This is a genomic window from Burkholderia sp. AU32262 (assembly GCF_020419985.1).
GTDB lineage: Bacteria > Pseudomonadota > Gammaproteobacteria > Burkholderiales > Burkholderiaceae > Burkholderia > Burkholderia semiarida.
The window spans coordinates 112,069-135,828 of the sequence record NZ_JAIZRS010000013.1; the positions used below are offsets into that span (position 1 = coordinate 112,069).

The 23,760-nt window shown below is 67.6% G+C and carries 25 protein-coding genes and 1 pseudogene; 4 read left to right on the forward strand and 22 right to left on the reverse strand.

Going from position 1 to position 23,760, the window contains the following annotated elements:
• Positions 1-119 precede the first annotated feature (119 nt).
• The 10 genes from LGN10_RS17430 to LGN10_RS17475 all read right to left on the reverse strand — a co-directional run bounded on the left by LGN10_RS17430 (position 120) and on the right by LGN10_RS17475 (position 10,063).
• Positions 120-449: an H-NS family nucleoid-associated regulatory protein gene (locus LGN10_RS17430; protein WP_059579344.1), complete on the reverse strand. Its 330-nt coding sequence runs from the start codon at positions 447-449 to the stop codon at positions 120-122.
• Positions 450-759: 310 nt separating this feature from the next.
• On the reverse strand, positions 760-2,109 hold the full coding sequence (locus tag LGN10_RS17435; RefSeq protein WP_226224431.1) for a reverse transcriptase family protein: 1,350 nt from the start codon (positions 2,107-2,109) through the stop codon (positions 760-762).
• A gap of 272 nt (positions 2,110-2,381) precedes the next feature.
• The gene (gene hutC, locus LGN10_RS17440; RefSeq protein WP_226224433.1) at positions 2,382-3,137 is read right to left on the reverse strand and encodes a histidine utilization repressor; all 756 of its coding nucleotides are present in this window, start codon (positions 3,135-3,137) and stop codon (positions 2,382-2,384) included.
• Positions 3,138-3,187: 50 nt separating this feature from the next.
• On the reverse strand, positions 3,188-4,681 hold the full coding sequence (locus tag LGN10_RS17445) for an HAL/PAL/TAL family ammonia-lyase (RefSeq protein ID WP_059579351.1): 1,494 nt from the start codon (positions 4,679-4,681) through the stop codon (positions 3,188-3,190).
• 7 nt (positions 4,682-4,688) lie between these two features.
• Positions 4,689-5,480, reverse strand: coding sequence for an ABC transporter ATP-binding protein (locus tag LGN10_RS17450; protein ID WP_059579354.1), 792 nt, complete (start codon positions 5,478-5,480; stop codon positions 4,689-4,691).
• Between the two features lie 28 nt (positions 5,481-5,508).
• On the reverse strand, positions 5,509-6,255 hold the full coding sequence (locus tag LGN10_RS17455; protein WP_059579357.1) for an ABC transporter permease: 747 nt from the start codon (positions 6,253-6,255) through the stop codon (positions 5,509-5,511).
• Positions 6,256-6,267: 12 nt separating this feature from the next.
• Entirely contained in the window at positions 6,268-6,990 is a 723-nt protein-coding gene (locus tag LGN10_RS17460) for an ABC transporter permease (RefSeq protein WP_059579360.1), read from the reverse strand.
• 92 nt (positions 6,991-7,082) lie between these two features.
• Positions 7,083-7,943, reverse strand: a complete 861-nt coding sequence (locus LGN10_RS17465) for a transporter substrate-binding domain-containing protein (protein WP_226224435.1) — start codon at positions 7,941-7,943, stop codon at positions 7,083-7,085.
• A 412-nt stretch (positions 7,944-8,355) separates the two neighbouring features.
• The gene (locus LGN10_RS17470) at positions 8,356-9,321 is read right to left on the reverse strand and encodes a dTDP-4-dehydrorhamnose reductase family protein (protein ID WP_226224436.1); all 966 of its coding nucleotides are present in this window, start codon (positions 9,319-9,321) and stop codon (positions 8,356-8,358) included.
• Positions 9,322-9,649: 328 nt separating this feature from the next.
• The gene (locus LGN10_RS17475) at positions 9,650-10,063 is read right to left on the reverse strand and encodes a DoxX family protein (protein ID WP_226224438.1); all 414 of its coding nucleotides are present in this window, start codon (positions 10,061-10,063) and stop codon (positions 9,650-9,652) included.
• Between the two features lie 378 nt (positions 10,064-10,441).
• On the opposite strand from LGN10_RS17475, the gene LGN10_RS17480 reads away from it, so the two are divergent.
• Positions 10,442-10,588 carry a hypothetical protein gene (locus LGN10_RS17480; RefSeq protein ID WP_155720448.1) on the forward strand — a complete coding sequence of 49 codons (147 nt, stop codon included), beginning with the start codon at positions 10,442-10,444 and terminating at the stop codon, positions 10,586-10,588.
• Positions 10,589-10,783: 195 nt separating this feature from the next.
• On the opposite strand, the gene LGN10_RS17485 is transcribed toward LGN10_RS17480, so the two are convergent.
• The 3 genes from LGN10_RS17485 to rbsK are packed head-to-tail and all read right to left on the reverse strand — an operon-like array spanning position 10,784 to position 14,081.
• A complete protein-coding gene (locus LGN10_RS17485) occupies positions 10,784-11,731 on the reverse strand; it encodes a dihydrodipicolinate synthase family protein (RefSeq protein WP_059638963.1) in 948 nt (315 codons plus the stop codon).
• A gap of 43 nt (positions 11,732-11,774) precedes the next feature.
• Positions 11,775-13,094, reverse strand: coding sequence for an MFS transporter (locus LGN10_RS17490; RefSeq protein ID WP_226224440.1), 1,320 nt, complete (start codon positions 13,092-13,094; stop codon positions 11,775-11,777).
• Between the two features lie 60 nt (positions 13,095-13,154).
• Positions 13,155-14,081 carry a ribokinase gene (rbsK, locus tag LGN10_RS17495; RefSeq protein ID WP_099318272.1) on the reverse strand — a complete coding sequence of 309 codons (927 nt, stop codon included), beginning with the start codon at positions 14,079-14,081 and terminating at the stop codon, positions 13,155-13,157.
• Positions 14,082-14,323: 242 nt separating this feature from the next.
• On the opposite strand from rbsK, the gene LGN10_RS17500 reads away from it, so the two are divergent.
• Positions 14,324-15,388, forward strand: a complete 1,065-nt coding sequence (locus LGN10_RS17500; RefSeq protein ID WP_060967228.1) for a LacI family DNA-binding transcriptional regulator — start codon at positions 14,324-14,326, stop codon at positions 15,386-15,388.
• A gap of 14 nt (positions 15,389-15,402) precedes the next feature.
• Here the strand turns inward: LGN10_RS17500 and LGN10_RS17505 are convergent.
• The 3 genes and pseudogenes from LGN10_RS17505 to LGN10_RS17515 form a co-directional block, all read right to left on the reverse strand.
• Positions 15,403-15,602 (reverse strand): annotated as a pseudogene (locus LGN10_RS17505) (hypothetical protein); the annotation flags it as partial.
• A gap of 12 nt (positions 15,603-15,614) precedes the next feature.
• Positions 15,615-16,739: a Fic family protein gene (locus tag LGN10_RS17510; protein WP_226224442.1), complete on the reverse strand. Its 1,125-nt coding sequence runs from the start codon at positions 16,737-16,739 to the stop codon at positions 15,615-15,617.
• Positions 16,740-16,829: 90 nt separating this feature from the next.
• Complete coding sequence (locus LGN10_RS17515) at positions 16,830-17,747, reverse strand: LysR family transcriptional regulator (RefSeq protein WP_059579382.1); 918 nt, start codon at positions 17,745-17,747, stop codon at positions 16,830-16,832.
• Positions 17,748-17,876: 129 nt separating this feature from the next.
• On the opposite strand from LGN10_RS17515, the gene LGN10_RS17520 reads away from it, so the two are divergent.
• On the forward strand, positions 17,877-18,602 hold the full coding sequence (locus tag LGN10_RS17520; RefSeq protein WP_059579385.1) for a pirin family protein: 726 nt from the start codon (positions 17,877-17,879) through the stop codon (positions 18,600-18,602).
• A gap of 62 nt (positions 18,603-18,664) precedes the next feature.
• Complete coding sequence (gene wrbA / locus LGN10_RS17525) at positions 18,665-19,267, forward strand: NAD(P)H:quinone oxidoreductase (RefSeq protein WP_059579387.1); 603 nt, start codon at positions 18,665-18,667, stop codon at positions 19,265-19,267.
• A 90-nt stretch (positions 19,268-19,357) separates the two neighbouring features.
• Here the strand turns inward: wrbA and LGN10_RS17530 are convergent, their stop codons facing one another.
• The 6 genes from LGN10_RS17530 to LGN10_RS17555 all read right to left on the reverse strand — a co-directional run bounded on the left by LGN10_RS17530 (position 19,358) and on the right by LGN10_RS17555 (position 23,547).
• Positions 19,358-19,654 carry a hypothetical protein gene (locus LGN10_RS17530; RefSeq protein WP_059579389.1) on the reverse strand — a complete coding sequence of 99 codons (297 nt, stop codon included), beginning with the start codon at positions 19,652-19,654 and terminating at the stop codon, positions 19,358-19,360.
• A 225-nt stretch (positions 19,655-19,879) separates the two neighbouring features.
• On the reverse strand, positions 19,880-20,614 hold the full coding sequence (locus LGN10_RS17535) for an LrgB family protein (RefSeq protein WP_226224443.1): 735 nt from the start codon (positions 20,612-20,614) through the stop codon (positions 19,880-19,882).
• Positions 20,611-20,982: a CidA/LrgA family protein gene (locus LGN10_RS17540; RefSeq protein WP_089490138.1), complete on the reverse strand. Its 372-nt coding sequence runs from the start codon at positions 20,980-20,982 to the stop codon at positions 20,611-20,613. Before LGN10_RS17540 ends, LGN10_RS17535 begins: the two co-directional genes overlap by 4 nt.
• A 256-nt stretch (positions 20,983-21,238) precedes the next feature.
• A complete protein-coding gene (locus LGN10_RS17545; RefSeq protein WP_059579397.1) occupies positions 21,239-22,273 on the reverse strand; it encodes an alpha/beta hydrolase in 1,035 nt (344 codons plus the stop codon).
• A gap of 57 nt (positions 22,274-22,330) precedes the next feature.
• On the reverse strand, positions 22,331-22,756 hold the full coding sequence (locus tag LGN10_RS17550; protein WP_059579400.1) for an organic hydroperoxide resistance protein: 426 nt from the start codon (positions 22,754-22,756) through the stop codon (positions 22,331-22,333).
• A 224-nt stretch (positions 22,757-22,980) separates the two neighbouring features.
• Positions 22,981-23,547, reverse strand: a complete 567-nt coding sequence (locus LGN10_RS17555) for a TetR/AcrR family transcriptional regulator (protein WP_104013067.1) — start codon at positions 23,545-23,547, stop codon at positions 22,981-22,983.
• Positions 23,548-23,760 lie beyond the last annotated feature (213 nt).

Consider the following 23,760-nt stretch of genomic DNA (forward strand, 5'->3'; position numbering starts at 1 on the left):
GCCGGCGATGCGCGATCAGGCCGGACACCGGATGAAAGACGGCAGGCGGGCGGAATATCGCCGTCCGGCCCGCCTGCGCGAACCGGACGACGCCGGATGGCCCGGCGGCGCGGCGGGCTTCAGCCCTGATCGTCCCCCGGCCACCAGGTTTTGGCTCCGCGGTCGACGGCAAGCGTTTCGAGATCCTTGCCTTCGAGCCATTTCGGCCGCGGGCCGCGCCCCGACCATGAGCGGCCGGTCGTCGGATCGTAGTACTTCGCGGGCGCCTTGCGCTTGCGCTGGACGATGTAGCCGAGCGCGCTCAGCACTTCCTGCTGCGAAATCCCCAGCAGCTCGACCTGTTCCTTGAAGGCCGCGAGCGCGGCTTGCTTCTCCTTCTGCTTCGCCTCCGACAGCTTGATGTTCAGGTCCCGAAGTTGTGCTTCGAGTTCCTGCAGGGCCTGGGTCATGTATTCATCCTCTTTGGGCATGTTTTTGCAAAAAGCTCCGATGGCCGAACCTACCACGAAGTTCCGCCGATCGGGGCTGTCAAATAGGTGAATCGTCCACCTGAGCCGGCATGATTTGCGCGATGAGCACGAAACGACGTCGTGCGTCACTGACAGGCAGCACCGGCCGGCAACGGGCGGCGCGCCGCGAGTGGACGGCGGCCGCAAGTGATTCGCCGCACCTGTCACGGGCGCGGCATGGCGCGAATGATAGCAGTGCGCGGGATCGTGTTGCAGAAGTCGCCGGCCGGGGTCGATGCGAGCCGGCGGTTCAGCAGTCTTCGCCGCCGGCCTCCCAAGCGATCCGGTCGAACAGCGCGCGCAGCTTCGCGCCGCGCGCCGCGTTCAGCGCGCTCGCATGCGCGACGCGCCCGGCCAGATGCGCGCGGAAATCCGGATGCGCGTCGCGATTCTGCGACGCCGGGCCGTGCCGGATGCAATTGGTCAGGATGGCCTTCAGGCGATCGAACGCGTCGCGCGCCAGGTTCGGATGACGGTTGACCACCACGCCGGCCAGTTGCTGCCGCGTGCCGCGCCGCATCACGCGGGTCTTGCGCAGTTGCAGCGCAAAGCCTTCCTCGAGTGCGATCGCGGCGACCCGGATCTGCAGCCGCTCGACGTCGCGCGCGAGCGCGCCGCCGCCGGAAAACGCGAGATCGTCCGCATAGCGCGTATAGGTCGCATCGAGCGAACGCGCGAGCGCGGCGAGCCGCATGTCGAGCCGGAACGCGCAGAGGTTGGCGAGCGCCGGCGACGTCGGCGCACCCTGCGGCAGATGCCGTTCGCGATAGCGCTGGCGGCCGATCCAGTCGAACCGGTCGCGCAGGTCCGGCGCGAGCAGCCGCGCCGACGGCACGCGATTGGTGCACAGCCCGGTGAGCGTCCGCGCGACTTCGGCCGGATACCCGAGCGTCACGAACAGCGCGTGAACGCGCGCCGCGCGCACCGATACGAAGAAATCCGCGAGATCGAAGCGCACGACGACATCGCGATCCGCATGCGGCGCCGCGAACGACACGATCCCGTGCCCCTTGCGAAAACCGTGTACCGCGCCGTGCGGCGCAACGCGATCGAGCAGCTCGTGCAGGATGCGGCGCTGCGCTTCGCGCAGCCGCCCCTTCGGGATTTCGACGAGCCGGCACCCGCCGCTGCGCTTGTCGACCGCGACGTACGTGTAGTGATGCAGCGGCGTGGCGCTGCCGCGCGCGTCGACGCGCCAGTGATCGGACAGCCAGTCGAGTTCCGGCACGCTCACGCCGAGCCAGCCGGCGAGATCGCCGGGCGTCGGCCAGTGCGGCACGTCGCAGCCGGCGAGCGGCGCCGGCAGCGGCCGCTGCACCAGCGGCCGCCGCACGATGCGGATCACCGCTGGCCGACGGTCGCCATACCATGCACGCACGAACCCGGGCGCCTCGGCCAGCACCGCCGCGAGCGCGTCGGTGTCGGTATCGGCCCACTCCGCGCCGAAGCGAACGAGCGCGAGGCCCGCGCATTCGTGCGCCCACGGCGGGGCTTCGCCGAGCACGGCGGCCATCCGCGCGACGACGCCGTCGCGCTCGGGCGAACCGGCGAGCATCGCCTCGGCAATCGTTCGGGTGGTGTCGCGCAGGGATGAGTGCATGGACGCAGAGGGGCGGGACGACGAGTCAACGTGACTGGTGCTGCGAGGGGTCATGTTGCGCGACGCGCAACGGATTCCCTTGCGGCGCATCGGCGTCTCGATCCGATCCACGGGGTAGCCCCGTAGTCCTGGAACATCGGCTGCCTGTTCCGGGCGTGTGCTTGACCCGCCGCCCCGCGTCGCGACTTTAATGGGCGGCGACGCCAGGTGTCAAATCGAGCCGGACGACGCACGATGCGCGGTGACGTCGCGACGCGATCGCCCCCGCTTCCCTACATGTTGCCGGCCAGATGAAACCGCGACGCCGGATGCCACAGCCTCACGGACGTGGCGACCTGCTCGCCGACCCACGTGCGGCGTCGCAGCAGCAGACACGGTTCACCGATTTCCATCACGAGATGCCGCCGCACCTGCGCATTGGGCTTCTCCGCGTAGATCTGGAACTCCGCGCGCTGGATCGGCGCCAGTCGCACCATGTAGTGATTCGGCGTCTCGAGCGTGAAGTCCTGCTCCAGATACGCGGGAAACAAGGCCGGATTGACGTAGCGATCCTCGAACTGGATCGGTTCGTCCTCCTCGTAATGCACGATACGCGAATGAAACACGGGCCCGGCGCGCAGCCCGAGCGCCTCGATCGCGTCCGGATCGACGCTGCGCTCGATCAGCAGCACGCGCGCACTGTGCCGATGGCCGCGCTCGGCAATTTCGTCCGCGATGTTGCGGATTTCCAGCACCGTCGACTCGTAATGCCGGCGCTCGACGAACGTGCCGGCCCCCTGGATGCGCGTCAGCACGCGCTCGGCCGTCAGTTCGCGCAGCGCGCGCGACACCGTCATCCGCGCCACGCCGAATTCCTTGACCAGTTCGGCCTCGGTCGGGATCGCGCCGCCGGGCTTCCAGTCGCCCTTCGCGATCCGCTCCACGACGTAGCGCTTGATCTGCTGATAGGCCGGCAATGTCCGCGCCGGCACGGTGTCGGCCGATGCCGACGCCTGCCGTGCGGAAAGTCTGCGTTCCGTTTCGCTCATGCGCCCTCGCCCGAATGAATGTGGGGTGATCGGCCCGTCGTTGGCCGTCGTCACTGCAACGAAGGCGGCACACCCGCGACGATGCCGGCCGCGATCGCGATATCGTCCGCGAGCGGGCGGTCGTCGCGATACGCCGGCACGCGTTCGCGCACATGCCGCCACAGCGCGTCGGTCGACGCGGCGCGCGCCGTTTCGCCCGGCTGCAGATCGTACGCCTGCGCGGCCGCAAGCAATTCGATCGCGAGCACGCGCGTCGTATTCTCGATGATGTCGAGCGCCTTCAGCGCGGCCGGCGTCGCATGACACAGGTGATCTTCCTGCAGCCCCGACGTGATGCCGCCGTCGAGGCTCGCCGGCGCGGCAAGCCGCTGGTTCTGCGCGACCAGCGCGACCGCCGTGTACTGCGCGATCATGAACCCCGAACAACTGCCGCCCGGCGCGGCAAGAAACGCCGGCAGCCCGCTGACGAGCGGATTCACGAGCCGGTCGAGGCGCCGCTCGGCGATCGCCGCGACCTGCGCCATCGCCGCCGCGAGGCTGTCCATCGCGAGCGCGATGCCCGCGCCGACCGCATGCGCCTGCGAATGCACGGCCGGCGTCTCGCGCGTGCCGGCGACGATCGGATTGTCGGTGACGGACGCGAGTTCGCGATCGACCACCTCGGCCGTGACGTCGAACACGTCGCGCGCGGCGCCATGCACGTGCGGAATCGTGCGCAGGCTGAGCGGATCCTGCGTATGCCGGCCGCTCGCCGCGGCAAGCATGCCGCTGTCCGCCAGCAGCGCACGCAGGCGGGCGCCGACCTGGCCGATACCGGGCGAAATCCGCAGCGCGAGCGAAGCCGGATCGAAGGCGGCGAGTTGCCCGCCCAGGTTCTCGAAACTCGTCGCCGCGATCCAGTCGGCCCAGTCGAGCAACCGTTCGGCGCGAGCCAGCGCGAGCGCCGCCAGCCCCGTGACGCACGGCGTGCCGTTGACGAGGCTCAGCCCTTCCTTCGCGCCGAGCACGAGCGGTTCGCGGCCGATGCGCCGCAGCGCGTCGGCGCCGCGCAGGCGTTCGCCGCGATGGCGCGCATGGCCGTGCCCGACACAGACGAGCGCGACATGCGCCATGTGGGTCAGATACCCGACCGAGCCGTGCGCCGGCACTTCGGGCAGGCAATCGTGCTCGAGCAGCGCGACGAGCTGGTCGACGACGTCGGCACGCACGCCCGAATGCCCGTGCGCATAGTTGTTGATCGCGGCCGCGATGATCGCGCGCGTTTCGGCCGCGCCGAGCGGCATGCCGACGCCCACCGCGTGACTCATCAGGATGTTGTGCGACAGCATGCTCTGCTGCGCGGGCGACACGATCACGTCGCACAGCGCGCCGACGCCGGTATTGACGCCGTACGCGCGAATCCCGCGCGCGACGATCTCGTCGACGAGTTCGCGGGCGGCCGCGACACGCGCGCGCGTCTCGTCGGCCAACGCCAGCGGCTCGCCGGCCGCCACGGCCGCCACCTGTCGCCAGTCGAGCGGCTGCGCCGCACGGAATACGGTCATGGCAGCCTCAGTTCGTCGTGCGGTCGTGGTGGCTCGACACGAATTGCCGGAAGCGCTCGGAGGTCTGGCCGCCGAAGACTTCGTCGGGCGTCCCGTCCGCGTCGACCTCGCCCTGATGCAGGAACATCACGCGATTCGACACGTGGCGCGCAAAGCCCATTTCATGCGTGACGACCAGCATCGTGCGCCCCTCCTCCGCCAGCGAGCGCATCACGCGCAGCACCTCGCCCACCAGTTCCGGGTCGAGCGCCGACGTCGGTTCGTCGAACAGCATCACCTTCGGATGCATCGCCAGCGCGCGGGCAATCGCGACACGCTGCTGCTGGCCGCCGGACAGATGCGCGGGATAGTAGCCGCGCTTGTCCGCGAGGCCGACGCGCGCGAGCAGCGCCTCGGCCTCCTCCACCGCTTCCGCGCGACTGCGCTTCTGCACGCGCAGCGGTCCCTCGACGAGGTTGTCGAGCACCGTCATGTGCGACCACAGGTTGAAGTTCTGGAACACCATCCCGAGCTGCGAGCGGATCCGGTCGACCTGGCGCCGGTCGCTCGGATGCAGCTTGCCGTCGCGCGCACGCTTCATCGCCAGCTCCTCGCCCGCGAGCGCGACGGAGCCGTCGTCGGGTGTCTCGAGCAGGTTCAGGCAACGCAGGAACGTGCTCTTGCCCGACCCGCTCGCGCCGAGGATCGAGATGACGTCACCCTCGTGCGCGTCGAGCGATATGCCCTTCAGCACATGGTGATCGCCGAACGACTTGTGGATGTTTCTGACCGACAGCGCGACGGGGGCGGCGGTGTTCATCGGATTCTCCTGGAAAGAATGGGCGCGCTCAGGACGCGACGCGCCGGGCATTGCGGGTCGCCGCGGCTGGCGCACCGGACGGCTTCGGCGCACGCAGGTGCCCCGAGAGCCGCCATTCGAGCGCGCCGAGCAGGCGCACGACGATGAAGTTCAGGCCCAGATAGATCACGGCCGCGCAGACGAACACCTCGGTCGTCCGGTAGGTCTGCTGAATGATCTGCTGCGCGACGCCCGTCACTTCCCATACGGTGACGAGGCTCGCCAGCGCGGTCGACTTGACGAGCAGCACGGCTTCGGTCGAATACGCGGGCAGACACTGGCGCAGCGCGATCGGGCCGATCACGCGCCGCAGCAGCGCGAAACCCGACAGGCCGATCGAATAGCCGGCCTCGATCTGCCCGACCGGTACGGCCATCAACCCGCCGCGCAGGATTTCGGCCGTGTAGCCTGCCGTGCACAGCGCGAGCGACAGCACCGCGCAGACGTACGGCTCGCGCAGCAGCGGCCACATGAAGCTCTCGCGAATCACGCCGAACTGGCCGAGCCCGTAATACACGAGGAACATCTGGATCAGCAGCGGCGAGCCGCGAAACACGAGGATATAGGCCCGCGCGAAGCGGTTCGGCAGCCAGCGCGGCGACACGCGCATCGTGACGATCACGAGCGACAGCAGGCCGCCGAGCACGAGCGATGCGAAGAACAGGCCGAGCGTGGTCGGCACGGCCGCCAGCAACTGGCGCAGCGTGTCGACGAGAAATGCGAAATCGATGGACATGCCCGTTCTCCGTCAGTTGCGCGCGAAATTGCGGCGGAACGACCGGCCGACGATCGCCTCGGCCCGGTTGAACACGCGGTTCGACAAGCCCGTCATCAGCAGATACAGCGCACCGCCCGCGACGAAGAACACGAAGTACTGGTGAGTCGAATTGGCGGCGATCTGGCTCGTGCGGAGCAACTCGGCAAGCCCGGTGACCGAGATCAGTGCGGAATCCTTCAGGCTCAGTTGCCACACGTTGCCGATACCGGGCAGCGCGAAGCGCAGCACCTGCGGAACCAGGATGCGCCGCAGCACCATGCCGCGCGGCATGCCGATCGAACGCGCCGCTTCGAGCTCGCCCTTCGACACCGCGAGCACTGCCGCGCGATAGACCTCGGCCTGATAGGCGCCCGAGATCATCCCGACCGCGAGCGCGCCGATCACGAACGGCGGCACGCCGATGAAGCCCTCTGCGCCGAACCACTGGCCGACGGCCGTCACGAGCGTCGAGCCGCCGAAGTAGAACAGATAGATGACGAGCAGTTCGGGCACGCCGCGAAATACCGTCGTATACAGATCGCCGAGCAGGCGGAGGCTGCGGTAGCGCGACAGCTTCGCCGCCGCGATCGCCGCGCCGATCACGGCGCCAACCGCCAGCGCGGCGAGCGTCAGCGCGACCGTCATCAGTGCGGCGAGCAGCAGCACACCGCCCCAGCCTTCGGTGCCGAAGCCGAGCATTTCAAGAATCGCCATGCGTGCCTCCCGGCATGTGTTGAGTGAATCCGCTGGATGCGTGCCGCCGCGCGCCGTTCGACGAACTTACGCGACGGCGGCCGAACACGCGCTTACGGGGTGACGTCGGTCTTGAACCACTTGTCGGCGAGCTTCTTCACGGTGCCGTCCGCGAGCGCCGCGGCGATCGCCGTATCGAACTTCGTCTTCAGGTCGGCATCCTGCTTGCGGAACGCGAGCCCTTCGCCCGGCCCCCAGATCGGCCCGCCGAGCTTCGGCCCCGCGAGCACGATCGATGCGTTGTCCTTCTTCGCGTTGTTCGCCGCGTAGTACGTGACGTCGTCGAACGAGGCGTCGATGCGCCCGGCGACCAGATCGAGATCGCGTTCGGGCGACGTCTTGTACACGCGAATCGACGCAATGTCCTTGAAGCTGTCGTTGATGAATTTCGTGTAGACGGTGCCCGACTGGATACCGATCGTCTTGCCCTTCAACTGCTTGCGCAGCGTGTCGACGGTAGGCTTGTCCGTGTTGGCGTCGCCCGTCAGCTTGACGATCGGCGCGCCGGGCGCGGCCTTCGGCAGGATCTTCGTATCGGTGACGGCGAACGTCGCCGGCGTCGCCGCGTACGGACGCGAGAACAGCAGGATCTTTTCGCGCTCCGGCGTGATGGAAATCGCATCCATCAGGACATCGAACTTGCCGGCCTGCAGGCCCGGAATCATCCCGTCCCAGTCCTGCGCGACCATGTTGCACTGCACCTTGATCCGCTCGCACACGTTGGCGAGCAGTTCCGGTTCGAAACCGCCCAGCTTGCCGCCCGGCAGCGTGAGGTTCCACGGTGCGTAGCCGCCTTCGAGCGCGACCGTCACCGTCTTCCATTCCTTCGCCTGCACCGGTGCCGCGAGCGTGGCCGCCGCAGCCGCGATGACGCCGATCGTCCTGATTGCCCACTTGATGCGCTTGCCGTTCACGAGATTCTCCTTGCGTTGAAGTTCGCCATCCCTTCGGTGCAGCGAGCCGCCTCAGGAATTTGTCTATACAAGCATGCAAGAAGAAAAACAGCGAGACAAGCAGTGATCAATAAAAACGCGTGAAACGCGGGAAATCCCCTAATTTCAGGGCTCTGGCGTGCATCGTCGCGGGGAATTCCGGCACATGTTTGGTGCAATTCGAGCGAGCGAATCTCAAGGATGACTAGACAAATCCTGAATTCGATCGCGAGTGCGCTCAGACGTGAAACACGTCTGAGGATTGGGACTCGCAGCTGTCTGCCCCGTTGCCGGATGCGTTGGCGACGCGCCGGGAAAGCACGGCCGTACGCTCCACGACGGTTTGGGGGTTGATATGTCGGCTGGGTACCGCGAGCCGCGAAGGACGCCGATCCTACCGCGCCTGCGGCGCGTCGCGCAGCACGGTCCGCAACGCCGTATCGAACGGCGTCGCGTAATCGATTCCGAGCGCGCGCACGCGCGCCGCATCGAGATGGCAGTCGTACGGGCGCGGCGTTGCGTCGGTCGGCTGCGTGATCGGCGCGAGCGACGCGTCGATGCCGAGCGCGGCCGCGATTCGCTGCGCGATGTCGTACTTCGTCATCGGCTCCTCGCTCGACCAATGGCGGATGCCCGTGACGGACTTCCCCGCGAGATGGCGCAGCGTCAGGTCGCGGATGACCTGCGCGACGTCGGGCGTCCAGGTCGGATAACGGATCGCCCATGCGTCCATGCCGACCGCGTCCGCGCCCGGTCGCGCGGACGCGACGACGGCCGGCACGAGGCTCGTGACGGCCGATTCGCTCCAGTCGGCGATCGGGCCGAAGAGCAACGGCAGGCGCAGCACGCACGACAGCGGCGAGGCCGCGAGGAGCGCGGCCTCGCCCTCCAGTTTGGTGCGACCGTAGATGTTCAGCGGGTTCGGGGTGGCGTCCTCGCCGTACGGGGCGGCGTTGCCGTCGAACACGTAGTCGGTCGAGATGCCGAGCGTCCATGCGCCGAATCGCGCGGCGAGCGCGCCGATGCGGGCCGGCGCCGCGACGTTGATGGCGCGGGCCGCGGCCGGGTCGCGTTCGCAGACGTCGGGGCGGCGTTCGGCGGCGCAAATGACGACGGCAGCGGGCCGGCACGTTTCGAACAGGCGCTCGAGAGCCGGCTCGTCGAGGACGTCGAGTTCGGCGATGTTTTCCGGCGGCAATGCGAGCAGTTTTGCGCCGGCGCCTTGCGGGTGCCGGATGGTTGCGAGCAGCGTCAGCGACGGTTCGCGGAACAAGGACGCGGCCACCGCGCGGCCGAGCAGGCCGGACGCGCCGATGACGAGGATGGTGGGACGGTCGATCGGTGAAATCTGGTTTGGCATGGGTGGCGCTCGATCACGGAAACGAATGGATTATCGGGCCTATTGGACAGTATGAACGGCTCGCATCCGGTCGGAACATGATCGCCCGCTTCTTCGCCCCGCTTCTTCGCCTCTTTCTTCATCCATTTCCCGCCCGCCAACGGCTTCGTGCAATGCGTGATCCGCGATGCGGATTCCGGCCGCGAGCGCATGCGCTGCCCGCGGTGCCTGGGCACGACTCCGGTTCCGTCGTCGGCACGCGCGCCGCCCCTGCATCGCCCGCAAAAACGAAGCCCGGCACGCTTGCACGTACCGGGCTTGTGATACCGAACGGAAACTTCGTCCTGCCTTACTTCCGATCGACCGAATACCGGCCCGGCCCGCTCAACGCGAGCAACAGCAGCCCGCCAATGATGCTCACGTTCTTGTAGAAATTGATCATCGCCATGTACTGCTCCATCCCCTGCAGCGCCCAGTAGCGATGGCCGATCAGCGCGGTCGCGAGCGTATAGGCGGCGAATGCCAGCGCGAGCGGACGCGTATAGAAGCCGATCGCGATCAGCACGCCGCCCACCAGTTCGACCGCCACCGCGATCGCGGCCGCGAGTTCGGGCGCCGGATTCCCCGTCGACGCCATGTACGCGACCGTGCCCGAAAAGTCGTGCAGCTTCTGCCAGCCGAACAGCACGAACAGGATCATCATCAGCACGCGAGCCGCCAGCAGCAGCTCGTCCTTCTTCGACTCCAGTGAAACGTAACGCATGGCAATCACCCTTGAATTGACGGTTTGATGCATCCGCTGCCGCTGCGCGTCGAATCGGCGCGCGATGCCGGCAACGGACCACTCTTCGCGCAGTCGCGCGGCAAGCCAGGTGGCCCGCCGCCGAAGAATCCATCCGGTGACGCCGCGACTGACGGCGCGCCGGATCGGTTCTGGCGAAGCACGGGTGCAGTCTACTGTCCCACGAAAATTCATCAATCCGCCGAAACACGATTCGCTGTCTCGAAATAGTGGACAATCGCGGGAGAGCGGCCCATCCGGTGACGGCCGGCCAGTGCGGATGGCGGACGATTCGCTCCAGACCAGTCTTGCCAACTGATACCGGCAAGGAGAACACCTCTCGCCGAGCGATACGTTCGCTTGCTGCTTGGCCTGTTCAATCCCGAGAACGGGATGATCGACGTGCGGACGACCGCACTGACCGCCGATCTGAAGCGTGTCGCGCAGCAGCAGTCGAATCTGTCCGACTATGCCGCGCAACTGACCCGGCAGTTCGTGACGTCGTGAACGACTGCGAATGGCAGCCGCATCGCGAAGCGGCAGGCATTGCCGCCAGCGACGGGAAGGGAATCGCGATGATGGCGCCGCGACTGCGACGCCTCGCGCAAGACGGGTCGTTCGGGCACGCAGCGGATGTGCCGCATGCACGGCACGGCATGCGATGCGATCACGCGCCGCGCTGCTGGCGGCGCGCGTCCTCCGTTATGACGCCGCGATCCGCCGGCGGAAATGTTCGGTGCCGGCCACGATCTTGTCGAGTACCGCGTCGAGCGCCCAGAAGCGTTCGCGCACGTCGTAGTCGATCGCACGGCATTTGATCGACCCGAACGTGCCGATCCGCTGGTGATAGAGCTTCGCGAGCGCCGGGTAGCCCAGCGCCTCCGATACCGCCGAGACGACCAGGAACGTCGAGAGTTCGTCGGCCAGCGCCGGATTCGATTCGCCTTGCGTGCGCAGCCACTGGTAGAGATCGGGATGGAAGTTCGTGAACACGCCGTTGAAACCGGCCGACCCGGCCTTCATCGCGTCCCACGCGATCGCGGCGTTCGCGTTCAGGATCTTCAGCGGCGACCCCGCGGCCAGCGCGACGCGCCGCTTCACCGTCGCGAGATCGCAGCTCACGTCCTTGAGCATCACGAATCGGCCCGTATCGATGCACGCGCGCAACTCGTCATCCGACAGAAGCCGCCGATAAGGCGCCGGACATTCGTACAGGCCGAGCGGAAGATCCGACGGCAGCCGCGCGAGCAGCCGGCGCAGATGGTCGAGCAACGCGGCGCTGCCCTTGCGTTGCGGATCGAGCCGGTTGGTCACGAGCACGACGCCCTGCGCGCCCGATTCGGCCGCCGCGCACAGTTCGGCAACCTGAGCGTCGAGGTCGTCGCTGATGTGGCCCGACGCGACGACCGGCACGCGGCCGGCCACGCGATCGACCACGAAACGCGCGAGCGCCGCGCGTTCGGCCAGGCTCAGGAACTGCATCTCGCTCGATTGCGCGACCGCGAACAACGCATCCGAGCCGTGCGCCAGATACCATTCGATGAGCCGCTCGAGCCCGGCGTAGTCGATCGCGCCGGCGTCGTCGAACGGCGTCAGCATCACCGGCACGATCCCCTCGATCGTCACGTTCGATTGCTGCGGGTAGTGCATCTGTTTCTCCTTGCTTCAATGAATGCGGATGCAGGCTGCAAGCTCAAGCCGGCAACGGTCCGGGCGCGGCGTTCGCGGCCTGTTCGGGAATCGGCTTGCGCACGAGCAGCAGGTACGCCATCGCGCCGGCGAACGCGATCGCCGCCGCGGTGAGCAGCGCGGGCACGAACGACCACTTCTGCGCGATGACGCCGGTCAGGATCGGGGCCAGCGCGCCGCCGATGAAGCCGCCGAAATTCTGGATCGCGCCGAGCGACGCGATGCGGCTGGGCGGCGCGGCTGCCGTCGCGAGCGCCCACGAGCACGCCGACGCCGCGTTGGCGAGAAAGATCACCACCGAAATGCATGCGAGCGCAACCGTATTGCTCTGCACGAGCGCGGCCGGAATCGTGAACGCGACCATCCCGAGCATCGCGGCCACCACCGCGTTGCGCCGGCTCACGACCGGCGACCGGCTGCGGCGGGTGACGAGATCCGACAGCCAGCCGGCGACCAGCGAACCGACGAACCCGCACAGGAACGGCACCGACGCGGCAAACCCCGTGCGGATCAGGCTCATGTGCCGCTCCATCGTCAGGTAGCCCGGCAGCCAGGTCAGGTAGACCCAGTTCAGGTATACGGAGCCGAAGAAGCCGATCAGCATCCCCCACGTCGTGCCGTGCGAGAACAGGCTGCGCCATTCGGCGAAGGTCAGTTTCGGCGCGGCGACCGCGCTCTGCGCATCGGCATCGAGATAAGCGCGTTCGGCGGCGGACAGTTGCGCGCGCACCGGATCGCGATACAGCGCGAACCACACGACGGCGACGACGAGACCGAGCGCGCCGGTCACGATGAACGCCCAGCGCCAGTGAAACGACGCAACGAGCACCGACAGCAGCAACGGCGCAAGCGCGGTACCGAGCGGCGACGCGGCATTGAAAATGCCCGTCGGCGTGCCGCGCGCGCGCAGCGGAAACCAGTTGCTCACCACGCGCGCGGCCGACGGGAATTGCGGCGCCTCGCCGATGCCGAGCACGATGCGCGCGACGATGAACCAGCCGAAGGTGGATACGATGCCGCCCGCCGCCTGCGCGAACGACCAGACGATCAGCCCGATGCCGAGCAGCCGGCGCGGGCCGATGCGGTCGACCAGCCCGCCGACCGGGAACTGGCACAGCGCATAGCTCCACGAGAAGGCCGACAGCAGCAGCCCCATCTGCGCGAGCGACAGGCCGAGATCGCCGCGGATCGCGGAACTCGCTACGGCCAGCGTGCCGCGATCGAGATAGTTGACGATCCCGCTCGCCATCAACAGCGCGAGCGCGATGCGTTGACCGCGCCGAATCCGTGGCGGCGCGTGCGGAACAGCTTGATTGTCGTTCATGTCGATTGTCTCCATGTCACTGTCAGCGGCCGGGTTCGGCCATTCCGTCGGATGCGGAATTCAGGTCTCTATACGGTCGACTTCGTCGCGCGTCGGAATCGATGTCTGTGCGCCGCGGCGCGTGACGCTGATCGCGGCCGCACGCTGGGCGAAGCCGATCGCGTCGTCCATCGATGCGCCGCCGGCCCGCGCGACCGCGAACCCGCCGACGAACGTGTCGCCGGCCGCGGTCGTGTCGACGGCCGCCACCGCGAGCGCACGATGGCGGCCGCTCCCTGCGCTGCCGCGCCAGCAGACACCGCGCGCGCCGAGCGTGACCAGCACGTTGCCGACGCCCTTCGCGCGCAGCGCATCTGCGGCGCGCGCTGCCGACGCGTCGTCGCCGACCGCGATGCCGGTCAGCGACTCGGCCTCGGTTTCGTTGACGACGAGATAGTCGACCCGCGCGAGCAACGCATCGAAGAGCGGCTGCGCGGGCGCCGGATTGAGCAGCACCGGCGTGTGGCGCGCGCTTGCGCACGCAATCGCGCGCGCCACGCTGGCGACCGGCACTTCGAGCTGGCACACGAGCAACGCGGCGGCGGCGATCGCGTCGCACGCCGCGTCGATCCGGTCGGCATCGACGCACGCATTCGCGCCGGGCACGACGACGATGCTGTTCGCGCCGCCGTCGTCGACGGTGATCGTCGCCACGCCGGTCGCCGTGTCGGCGATCCGGTGCAAGTGCGTCACGTCGATGCGCTCCGCCGCCAGCGCCCCGTGCAGGCGCGCACCGAACGCGTCGTCGCCGACGCAGCCGATCATCGCGACCGATCCGCCCAAGCGCGCGGCCGCCACCGCCTGGTTCGCGCCCTTGCCGCCGTGAACGGTCTCGAACGTCGTGCCGAGCAGCGTCTCGCCCGGCACCGGCAGGCGCGGCGCGCGCGTGACGAGATCGATGTTGACGCTGCCGACGACGGCGATACGTGGTGTCCGTAAGCCGTTCATTGCTGAATGTAATCGCTTACATTTGCGGTCGACAAAATGACCGAAATGGTCATCGTCTCGGAAAATTTCGCCATACGGATCGAACAAGTGTCTGACATAATAGGGAAGCAGCAGCACGATAGCGCTTACATTCTCGCAGGGTTGGTCGGGAATGCAAGCGGGAGCATCACGAATCGAGGGTAAACAATGACGCTTTTGACGGCACACGGCAGCGGCACGGCCGCCCTCCCCGGAGACGGCCGATGAGCACGCCCCGCGCACGCCGCGGCAGCGGCCGCTCGGTGCTCGGCGACGTCGCGAAACTGGCCGGCGTATCGACCGCGACCGTCTCTCGCGTGTACAACGATCCCGGCAAGGTATCGGCCGACGTGCAGCAACGCGTGCGCGACGCGGCGCTCGCACTGAACTGGATCCCGAATGCGGCCGGCCGCGCACTGGCGTCCACGCGCACCCACATCACGGGCGCGATCATTCCGACCCTCGACGACCAGGTGTTCGCGTCGCAGGTTGCCGGCATGCAGACGGTCATGGCCGAGCACGGCATCACGCTGTTCCTCGGCTGCTCGAACTACGACCCCGCGCAGGCGCTCGAGCAGGTGCGCGCGATGCTGTCGCGCGGCGTGGAAGCCGTGTCGCTGGTCGGCGAAGCGTATCCGCCGGAACTGTTCGAACTCCTTGCGATGCATCGCGTGCCGTACGTCGTCACGTATGCGTACCGTGACGACAGCCCGCACTGCTGCATCGGCTTCGACAACCGTGCGGCATTCGCGCGGCTCACCACGCACCTGCTCGACCTCGGCCATCGCGATTTCGCGATCATCATGCAGCCGTCGACGGACAACGACCGTGTCCAGGCCCGCCTGCGCGGCATTCACGACACGCTGGCCGCGCACGGGCTCGCGGTGCGTCCCGTCCATCAGCACGAAGGCGCGGCCACGATCGCGTTCGGGCGGGCGAGCCTGCGTGCCATTGCCGGCAGCGATGCGGCGACGCGGCCGACGGCCGTGATCTGCGGCAACGACGCGCTCGCGCTCGGCGCGTTGCTCGAGGCGCAGGCGCTCGGCATCGACGTGCCTGGGCAGTTGTCGATCACGGGGTTCGACGACGTCGCGCTCGCGCGCGAAATCCAGCCGCCGCTGACGACGATGTGGGTGGATACCGACGCGATCGGGCGCCAGGCTGCGCGTGCATTGCTCGACGCGCTCGAGAACGGCGCCACGGGGCCCGGCCATGCGGTCCAGCCCGAGTTGCGCATACGGGAATCCGCGGCGGCGCCGGCGCGTGCGGCGCGCCGAAGCAAGAAATAGCGGGCAGCGCCGGCTTACTGCATCACGTCGATCGGCAGCGTCTTGTCGAGATTGTCGTGCCACGCGTTGATCGTCTTCGGCACGGTTTTCTTCCACGCCGGCACGTTCGAGTAGTAACGCATCCGGACGTTTTCTTGGCGTCGAACACCAGCAGCCCGATCCACAGATCGGTGCCGCGGCGCATCACGATCGCCGCGTTCGTCGTCGCGATGCCGCCGCGGCAACGTCAGCCGTCGAACGGCACCAGTTCGTAACTCGTGCTCCGGCCGCCGGACGCCGAGCGACGCAGCATGTGCTGCTCGACGAGCTCCGTGATATCGCGCAGCGCCGTGTCTTGCGAGCATTTCGCGATGGCGGCCCACTTGGTGGTCGTCAGCTTGCCTTCGAAGCCGTCGAGCAGGCGATTCATGACCTTGACCTGGCGTTCGTTCATCGCGACGCCCGCGCATCGCTGCCAGAAGCGCGCCTTGATCAGCACCGCATCGAGCGTCGTGTGCGCATGATCGATGGCCCGGCCCAGCGTGTTCAGAAACCACGCGAGCCACTCCGTGACGTCGAGCGAGCCGCGCTGCGTGCGCTCCAGCACGTCGTAATACGCGTTGCGCTCGCGCTGGATCTGCGCGGACAGGCTGTAGAAACGCTGCGGGCTTCGATCGGCGCGCGCCAGAACCAGATCCCCGAGCGCGCGCGCGATACGACCGTTGCCGTCGTCGAACGGGTGGAGCGTGACGAACCACAGGTGGGCCAGGCCGGCCCGGATCAGCAACGGCTCGGCCGGCGGCGCATTGAGCCACGCGAGAAAGCGCCCGATCTCGTGCGGCAGGCGTGCGGCAGGCGGCGCCTCGAAATGCACGCGCTGCCGGCCGATCGGCCCGGAGACCACCTGCATCGGCCCGCTCGCATCCGAGCGCCAGCCGCCGACCGTGATCCGCGACAGCCCGGAATAGCCGGTCGGAAACAGCGCGGCATGCCACCCGAACAGCCGCGCTTCGGTGACCGGTGCGGCCGAATGAGTCGTCGCATCCAGCACCATGTCGACGACGCCTTCGACGTGGCGATCGACCGGCGCGAGCGCGCCGATGTCGACACCGAGCCGGCGCGCAATCGACGACCGCACCGATGCGACATTCAGGTTCTCGCCCTCGATCGCGCTGGTCTTGACGACGTCCTCCGTCAGCGCGGCCAGGCTCGCCTCGTCGCGCAACGTCAGGCCGACATCCGCCAGTCGGCCGATCAGCATGCCTTGCGCACGGCTGACGTCGGCGAGCGGCGCGGCGAGGGCCGGAAGGTCGAAGCGCCATGCCGGCCAGTCGGCCGATTCCCAGATAAAGGTGTAATCTCCGCTCATCATGCGGAGATTATCCACTCATTCGCCGCACGACTCAACAATCTCCGCAAATCATGCGGAGATTAATCGCCCCATTCACCGCAAGGCGGCCGGCTACCGTACCGGGCCCGCCCCGCTCGCCCCCGTCGGCGCCGGCTCCCCGAGCCGTTCCGCAAGAAACCCGATGAACGTGCGCAGCGTGACGAACCCTTCCCGATGCTGCGGAAACACCGCATTGAGGGTGATCGGCGACGGCGCATACGCGTCGAGCACCGGCACCAGCGCACCACTGTCGAGCGCCCCGCCGACGATGAAATCCGGCAGCAGCGCGATGCCGAGCCCGGCGATCGCCGCGTCGCGCACCACTTCGCCGTTGTTCGCGACGAGCGGACCCTGCACGTCGAATGTGCGCGCCGCGCCGTCGACGCGGAATTCCCAGCCGACCCGCCGCTCGCGCCCGTACAGCACGCATGTGTGGCCCGCCAGATCGGCCGGCGTCTGCGGTGTGCCCTGCCGCTTCAGGTAGGCGGGGCTCGCGCACGCGATCATCCGCCACGCGCCGAGCGGACGCGCGATCAGCGTCGAATCCTCGAGCGAGCCGATCCGCAGCACGAGGTCGAAGCCCTCGCCGATCAGGTCGACGCGCCGGTCGGTCAGGTCGATGTTCAGCCGCACGGCCGGGTGCGCGGCCAGGAATTCGGCGATCAGCGGCGACACGTGCGTGATCCCGAACGACAGCGGCGCGCTGATCTTCAGCGAACCGTGCAGCTCGGTGCTGCGTACCGACATCGCCTGCTCGGCGTCGGCGATCTCCGCGAGGATGCGCTGCGCGCGCGCGTAGAACTCCTGCCCCGATTCGGTCACCGCGAGATTGCGGGTATTGCGATGCAGCAGCCGCACGCCGAGCGACGCCTCCAGCGCCATCGTGCGCCGGCTGACGAACTGCTTGGACAGCATCAACTGATCGGCCGCCGCCGTGAAGCTGCCTGCGTCCACCGTCGCGACGAAGATCCTCAGGTCGTTGAGTTCCATATTGTCCACTCCATAGCGACAGTCATTATCTCTACAGCGATTTATTTGTCAAATCGATTGACCTAAGATTCATCTCAACGAACAGCCGAGCCCACTTCCGAGGTCCGGCGACTTCAAGGACAAAAAATCATGATCGACATCCGTGCAGCAAACCAACGTGGCCGTGCGGAGCATGGCTGGCTCAGCTCCCGTCATACGTTTTCGTTCGCGAATTACTACGATCCGAAGCAAGTCGGCTTCTCCGATCTGCTCGTGATCAACGACGACCGCGTCGCCCCGGGCCGCGGCTTCGGCACGCACCCGCACCGCGACATGGAAATCCTGTCGTACGTGCTCGACGGCGCGCTCGAACACAAGGACTCGATGGGCACCGGCTCGGTGATCGTGCCGGGCGACGTGCAGCTGATGAGCGCGGGCACCGGCGTGCGCCACAGCGAGTTCAACCACTCGCAGGACACACCGGTCCACTTCCTGCAGATCTGGGTCGGGCCGGCCGAAAAGGGCGCCGAGCCGCGCTATCAGCAGACGAATGTCGCGGCCGACGACAAGCGCGGCAAGCTCGCCCTCGTCGTGTCGCCGAACGGCGACGCCGGTTCGCTGAAGATCCGGCAGGACACGCGGATTTACGCGGGCCTGTTCGACGGCGACGAAAGCGCGACGCTGGAACTCGATCCGAACCGCTTTGCTTACGTGCACGTGGCGCGCGGCAGCGTGACGGTCAACGGCGTGACGCTCGGCGAAGGCGACGGCGCGCGCATCCGCGGCGAACACGCGCTGACGATCGCCGACGGCAAGGACGCCGAAGTGCTCGTGTTCGACCTGCGTCCGGTCGAAGTGACGGCCGAATGGGCGTGACGCCCGTTCGGGAAACCGGGCCCCGCCGAAACGCGGGGCTCTTTTAATCGGAGATTCGCAACATGGCCAAGGTTCTCGTTCTTTACTACTCGTCCTACGGGCACGTCGAAACGATGGCGCAGCACGTCGTGGAGGGCGCGAAATCGGTGCCCGGCGTCGAGGTCACGCTCAAGCGCGTGCCGGAAACGATCCCCGCCGACCAGGCCCGCGCGATCGGCGTGAAGGTCGATCAGGCCGCGCCGGTCGCCACGGTGGACGAACTCGCCGACTACGACGCGATCATCTTCGGCACGCCGACCCGCTTCGGCAACATGGCCGGCCAGATGCGCACGTTCCTCGACCAGACGGGCGGCCTGTGGATGAAAGGCGCGCTCGTCGGCAAGATCGGCAGCGTGTTCGCGTCGACCGGCACGCAGCACGGCGGCCAGGAAACGACGATCACGTCGTTCCACACGACGCTGCTGCATCACGGGATGGTGATCGTGGGCGTGCCGTATGCGTGCAGCGGGCTCGTCAACATGAACGAAATCACCGGCGGCACACCGTACGGCGCGACGACGCTCGCCGGCGCGGACGGCAGCCGCCAGCCGAGCGCGAACGAACTCGACATCGCGCGCTACCAGGGCAAGCACGTGGCGGAACTCGCGAGCAAGCTCGCGTCGTAACGCGGCGGGCTCGCGCCTCCCGAGTCGCGCCCACGAACGAACGGCGCCGGTTCGACCGGCGCCGTTCGTGCTGTGCGACGCTGTCGACCGTTACTGGCCCGAAGCCGGCGCGGCCGGCGCCGCGGGCGCCTTCTGCACCGCGTTCTGCGGATAGTTGCTCTGGTCGCCGGTCAACCGGTAGCCGCTGCCGGTGCCGATCGCCTTCAGGTCCGACGCGTGCCGCGCGCGGGCCGCCTTGCGCGCCGCCTTCTTCTGCGCCTTGTCGAGCTGCTTCTGCGTCGGCGCGGGCGCAGCGTCCTGCGCGTATGCCGCCGGCGCGGCGGTCAACAACAGACCGAACGACGCCGCTGCTGCTACTGCCACCGAAACCACGCGAGACTGCTTCATGACCGATCTCCTTGTCGATTGTTGAGTGCGGGTCGGACACCGGCGCGCACGCGACGGCCTGCGACAACGGCACCGATGCAACGTTAGCCGATCGCCGCGCAAATGTCCGTGTGCGTTCCTGAATTCTCCTGATAACGTCAACGATACATGCGTACCGAATGCGCCGCGCGTTCGGCCTGTCGTGCGCGCCATCAGGGAAACCGATAGCCCGTGGCCCGCCGGCGCTCAGATCCAGCGCGACAGCACCGGCAACAGGATCGGCACGACGAATGCCGTCAGCACGCCGTTCAGCCCCATCCCGAGCCCGGCGAACGCGCCGGCTTCCTCGCTGACCTGGAACGCGCGCGCGGTGCCGATCCCGTGCGACGCGACGCCGAGCGCGAAACCGCGCACGGCCGGCTCGTCGACCCGCAGCAGATTGAGGATGCCGCGCGCGCACACCGCGCCGAAGATCCCGGTCGAGATCACGAGCACGGCGGTGAGCGACGGAATGCCGCCGATCTCGGCGGCAACGGCCATCGCGATCGGCGTCGTCGCCGATTTCGGCGCGAGCGACGCGATCGTCTGGTGCGACGCCCCGAACAGCGCGGCGATGCCGACCGCCGACACGATCGCGGTCAGCGAACCCGCGAGCAGGCCGACGAGCAGCGGCAGCGCGGTGCGCCGCAGCTTCGACCACTGGCGGTACAGCGGCAGTGCGAGCGCGACGGTTGCGGGGCCAAGCAGGAAATGGACGAACTGCGCGCCTTCGAAATACGTGGAATACGGCGTATGCGTGAGCGTCAGCAGCACGACGATCATCGCGACCGCGATCAGCACCGGATTTGCGAGCGGATTGAAACGCGCCCGCGCATACACGGCCTGCGCGAACAGATACGCGACCAGCGTGATGGTCAGGCCGAGCAGCGGGCTCGCGGCGAGATACACCCAGATCGCGCCGAGTTTCGGGAAGGCCGTCATTGCGCGCCCTCCGCGGTGCCGCCCGCTCGGCGCTGGCGCCGCAGCAGCGCGCGCGTGACCAGCGCCGTCACCGCGATCGCGAGCGTGGTGCTCACGGCCAGCGCGACGACGACTGCGGCCGCGTCGCCGCGCACGCGGTCGGCCGACACCATGATGCCGACGCCGGCCGGCACGAACAGCAGCGACAGGTGACGCAGCAGCTCGAGCGCGGTCGGCTCGATCGCGTCGGCCGCCTGCGGGCGCAGCATCACGAAGCCGAACAGCAGCAGCATGCCGATCACGGGGCCCGGCACCGGCAGGCCAAACAGATAGGACACGCCTTCCCCGAGACACTGGAAGATCAGCAAGACCGCGAACGCCTGCAACATGAACCGCTTCTCCCGAACGTGGCCGCGCTAGCGTACGGCTGCACGGCCGATGGGCCGGCGGCTTGCGACGCCGGCATGAACGATACGCGCGATCGTACCAACAATGCCGGCGGCCCGGCGCGGTCGTGCGATGGCGCGCTCGCCATGCAGCCGTTTCGCACGACGCGCTGCCGGTATGGGCGACACCCCCCATGCAAAAAACGGCGGGCACCTGCCCGCCGTCCTGTCGCTCAGCTTCGAACGCCTGCCGATCGCGTTACTTCAACCGCGTCGCGATTTCGTTGGCCATCGCCTTCGTCGCGGCTTTCGTCGGCGCATCGTCGGCCAGCGCGTTCAGCAAACCGAAATCGTGAATCGTGCCGTCGTAGCGCGTGGTCGTCGCGTCCACGCCGGCCGCGTCGAGCTTGCGGCCGTACGCCTCGCCTTCGTCACGCAACACGTCGAACTGCGCGACCTGGATCAGCGCGGGCGGCAGCCCCTTCAACTGCGCGACGCTCGCGCGCAGCGGCGACGCGTAGATCTCGTTGCGTTGCGCTTCGTTCTTCGTATAGGCGTCCCAGAACCACTTCATCATCGGCCGCGTCAGGAAGTGGCCCTGCTGGTACGCGTTGTACGAGCCCGTGTTGAAGTTGTGGTCCGTGACCGGCCACATCAGCCCCTGAAAGCGGATCGCGGGGCCGCCCTTGTCCTTCGCCATCAGCGCGACGACGGCCGACATGTTCCCGCCGACGCTGTTGCCGACCACCGCGAGGCGGCTGCCGTCGACGCCGATCTCCGCGCCGTGCGCGGCCACCCATTTCGTCGCCGCATACGCCTGGTTGATCGCGACCGGGTAACGCGCTTCCGGCGACGGCGTGTAGTTCACGAACACCGCGACGGCGCCCGACTGCACGACGAGATCGCGCACGAGGCGCTCGTGCGTCGGGAAATCGCCGAGCACCCAGCCGCCGCCGTGGATGAACACGAATACCGGCGGCGTGCCCGTCACGCCTTGCGGGCGCACGATCGTGACGGGCACCGACACGCCGTCCTGCTCGATCGTGCGGTTCGACACGTCGATGCCGGACAGATCGACCTTCACGCCGTTCTGCGCGTCGACCAGCACCTGGCGCGCCTTCGCGGGGCTCAGCGTTTCGAGCCCCGGGCCCTTCTGGCCGTTCAGCGCGGCGAGGAACGCGCTCGTCTTCGCATCGGGACCGACGGCATCGGCGCCCGCGGCGAACGCGGCAGGTGCGGTGGACAGTGCGGCTGCCACGGCGGCAGCGATCAACAGCGGCTTGACGATCTTCATGGTGCAACTCCTTGGTCGAATCTTCGAATGGCGATGGATGGTTGGCACTGCGATTGATCAGACGAGCGTGAGCGTGACGTCGATGTTGCCGCGCGTCGCGTTCGAGTACGGGCAGACGACGTGCGCGCGGTCGATCAGCGTTTGCGCGACATCACGATCGAGGCCCGGCAGCGAGATCTTCAGTTCGACTTCGATGCCGAAGCCGTTCGGGATCGCGCCGATGCCGACGCTGCCTTCGATCGACGCGTCCGCGGGGATCGCGATCTTGTCGCGCGCCGCGACGAACTTCATCGCGCCGATGAAACACGCGCTGTAGCCGGCGGCGAACAGTTGCTCGGGGTTCGCGCCCGCACCGCCCGCGCCGCCGAGCTCGCGCGGCGTTGTCAGCTTCAGGTCGAGGCCGCTTTCGGGCACCGTCGCACGGCCGTCGCGGCCGCCGGTGGCTTTTGCATGGGCGCGGTACAGCACTTTTTCGATCGACATGACAGACTCCTTTTCCATAAATGAATGAAACAGCCTTCGAACCGGGGGTCCGCGTGCCGGCGGCTTCTCCGCCGGCATCGCGCTTATTTATCTACTCATAGATAGATAAACATCCCCAAAAAATGCAGGCGGAAGATCCACCTGCGCCAATCATCTATCTACTACATGATAGATAACGTGATCCAATAAAAGGCGGCGAACCGCCCGACTGCTTGCGCCGTCCGTCAGGACCGCGTTTTCCAGACGGCCTCGACGTCCTCGAGACGCGCCCGCGTGTGAAACAGCCGGCTGGCCAGCACGCTGCCCTGGAACGCCGCGTACAGCGTGCGCGCCGCGGTTTCTGGCTCGCCGCTGAACTGCAGCGTGCCTTCCTTCGCGCCTTGGGCCAACAATGCCGTGAGCCAGCGCTCGTTGGCAGTGAAGAACGCCTGCACGGCCTGCCGCACGTTCTCCGGCAACGTTTCGATGTCGGACGCGAGCATCCCGCACAGGCAGATCAGGTTGCCGTCGCCGAGCGTGCGACCAAACATCTTCGTGTACAAGCTCAGCTTCACGTCGGCCGGCAATGCCGGATCGATCGCCCGCACGGCCGCGAGGACTTCGTCGCTGTAGGCCGCCACCGCTTCCAGCACCAGATCGTCCTTCGACGGGAAGTAGTAGTGGATGCTCGACGTCTTCACGCCCACCAGGTCGGACAGGTCTCGATAGCTGAAGCCGTTGTAACCGCGCTGCATCATCAGCGTGATCGCGTGGTCGAGAATCTGTTCGCGGACGGTCGGCTTCGTTTCCATGGGTCGAACTTTATCTACTCATAGATAGATAGTCAAGCATTTTTTTAAGGGCGTGATGGCCCCTCCTTCGAGCCCGACGCGCAAGTCCGGCGCCGTTCGCCTGGCCGGCGCGGCTTACAACCGGCCTGCAGCACGGTCGAATCGATGCGACACTTGAAACCGGGCCACGCGATCGCAACGTCCATCCCCGGGACGGACGTGTCGGCGCACGAT

Excerpts from the sequence above, each read along its gene's own strand:
- LGN10_RS17430 (WP_059579344.1), bottom strand. The coding sequence starts at position 449 with ATGACCCAGGCCCTGCAGGAACTCGAAGCACAACTTCGGGACCTGAAC.
- LGN10_RS17435 (WP_226224431.1), bottom strand. The coding sequence starts at position 2,109 with ATGCACTCATCCCTGCGCGACACCACCCGAACGATTGCCGAGGCGATG.
- hutC (WP_226224433.1), bottom strand. The coding sequence starts at position 3,137 with ATGAGCGAAACGGAACGCAGACTTTCCGCACGGCAGGCGTCGGCATCG.
- LGN10_RS17445 (WP_059579351.1), bottom strand. The coding sequence starts at position 4,681 with ATGACCGTATTCCGTGCGGCGCAGCCGCTCGACTGGCGACAGGTGGCG.
- LGN10_RS17450 (WP_059579354.1), bottom strand. The coding sequence starts at position 5,480 with ATGAACACCGCCGCCCCCGTCGCGCTGTCGGTCAGAAACATCCACAAG.
- LGN10_RS17455 (WP_059579357.1), bottom strand. The coding sequence starts at position 6,255 with ATGTCCATCGATTTCGCATTTCTCGTCGACACGCTGCGCCAGTTGCTG.
- LGN10_RS17460 (WP_059579360.1), bottom strand. The coding sequence starts at position 6,990 with ATGGCGATTCTTGAAATGCTCGGCTTCGGCACCGAAGGCTGGGGCGGT.
- LGN10_RS17470 (WP_226224436.1), bottom strand. The coding sequence starts at position 9,321 with ATGCCAAACCAGATTTCACCGATCGACCGTCCCACCATCCTCGTCATC.
- LGN10_RS17475 (WP_226224438.1), bottom strand. The coding sequence starts at position 10,063 with ATGCGTTACGTTTCACTGGAGTCGAAGAAGGACGAGCTGCTGCTGGCG.
- LGN10_RS17485 (WP_059638963.1), bottom strand. The coding sequence starts at position 11,731 with ATGCACTACCCGCAGCAATCGAACGTGACGATCGAGGGGATCGTGCCG.
- LGN10_RS17490 (WP_226224440.1), bottom strand. The coding sequence starts at position 13,094 with ATGAACGACAATCAAGCTGTTCCGCACGCGCCGCCACGGATTCGGCGC.
- rbsK (WP_099318272.1), bottom strand. The coding sequence starts at position 14,081 with ATGAACGGCTTACGGACACCACGTATCGCCGTCGTCGGCAGCGTCAAC.
- LGN10_RS17500 (WP_060967228.1), top strand. The coding sequence starts at position 14,324 with ATGAGCACGCCCCGCGCACGCCGCGGCAGCGGCCGCTCGGTGCTCGGC.
- LGN10_RS17510 (WP_226224442.1), bottom strand. The coding sequence starts at position 16,739 with ATGATGAGCGGAGATTACACCTTTATCTGGGAATCGGCCGACTGGCCG.
- LGN10_RS17515 (WP_059579382.1), bottom strand. The coding sequence starts at position 17,747 with ATGGAACTCAACGACCTGAGGATCTTCGTCGCGACGGTGGACGCAGGC.
- LGN10_RS17520 (WP_059579385.1), top strand. The coding sequence starts at position 17,877 with ATGATCGACATCCGTGCAGCAAACCAACGTGGCCGTGCGGAGCATGGC.
- wrbA (WP_059579387.1), top strand. The coding sequence starts at position 18,665 with ATGGCCAAGGTTCTCGTTCTTTACTACTCGTCCTACGGGCACGTCGAA.
- LGN10_RS17530 (WP_059579389.1), bottom strand. The coding sequence starts at position 19,654 with ATGAAGCAGTCTCGCGTGGTTTCGGTGGCAGTAGCAGCAGCGGCGTCG.
- LGN10_RS17535 (WP_226224443.1), bottom strand. The coding sequence starts at position 20,614 with ATGACGGCCTTCCCGAAACTCGGCGCGATCTGGGTGTATCTCGCCGCG.
- LGN10_RS17540 (WP_089490138.1), bottom strand. The coding sequence starts at position 20,982 with ATGTTGCAGGCGTTCGCGGTCTTGCTGATCTTCCAGTGTCTCGGGGAA.
- LGN10_RS17545 (WP_059579397.1), bottom strand. The coding sequence starts at position 22,273 with ATGAAGATCGTCAAGCCGCTGTTGATCGCTGCCGCCGTGGCAGCCGCA.
- LGN10_RS17550 (WP_059579400.1), bottom strand. The coding sequence starts at position 22,756 with ATGTCGATCGAAAAAGTGCTGTACCGCGCCCATGCAAAAGCCACCGGC.
- LGN10_RS17555 (WP_104013067.1), bottom strand. The coding sequence starts at position 23,547 with ATGGAAACGAAGCCGACCGTCCGCGAACAGATTCTCGACCACGCGATC.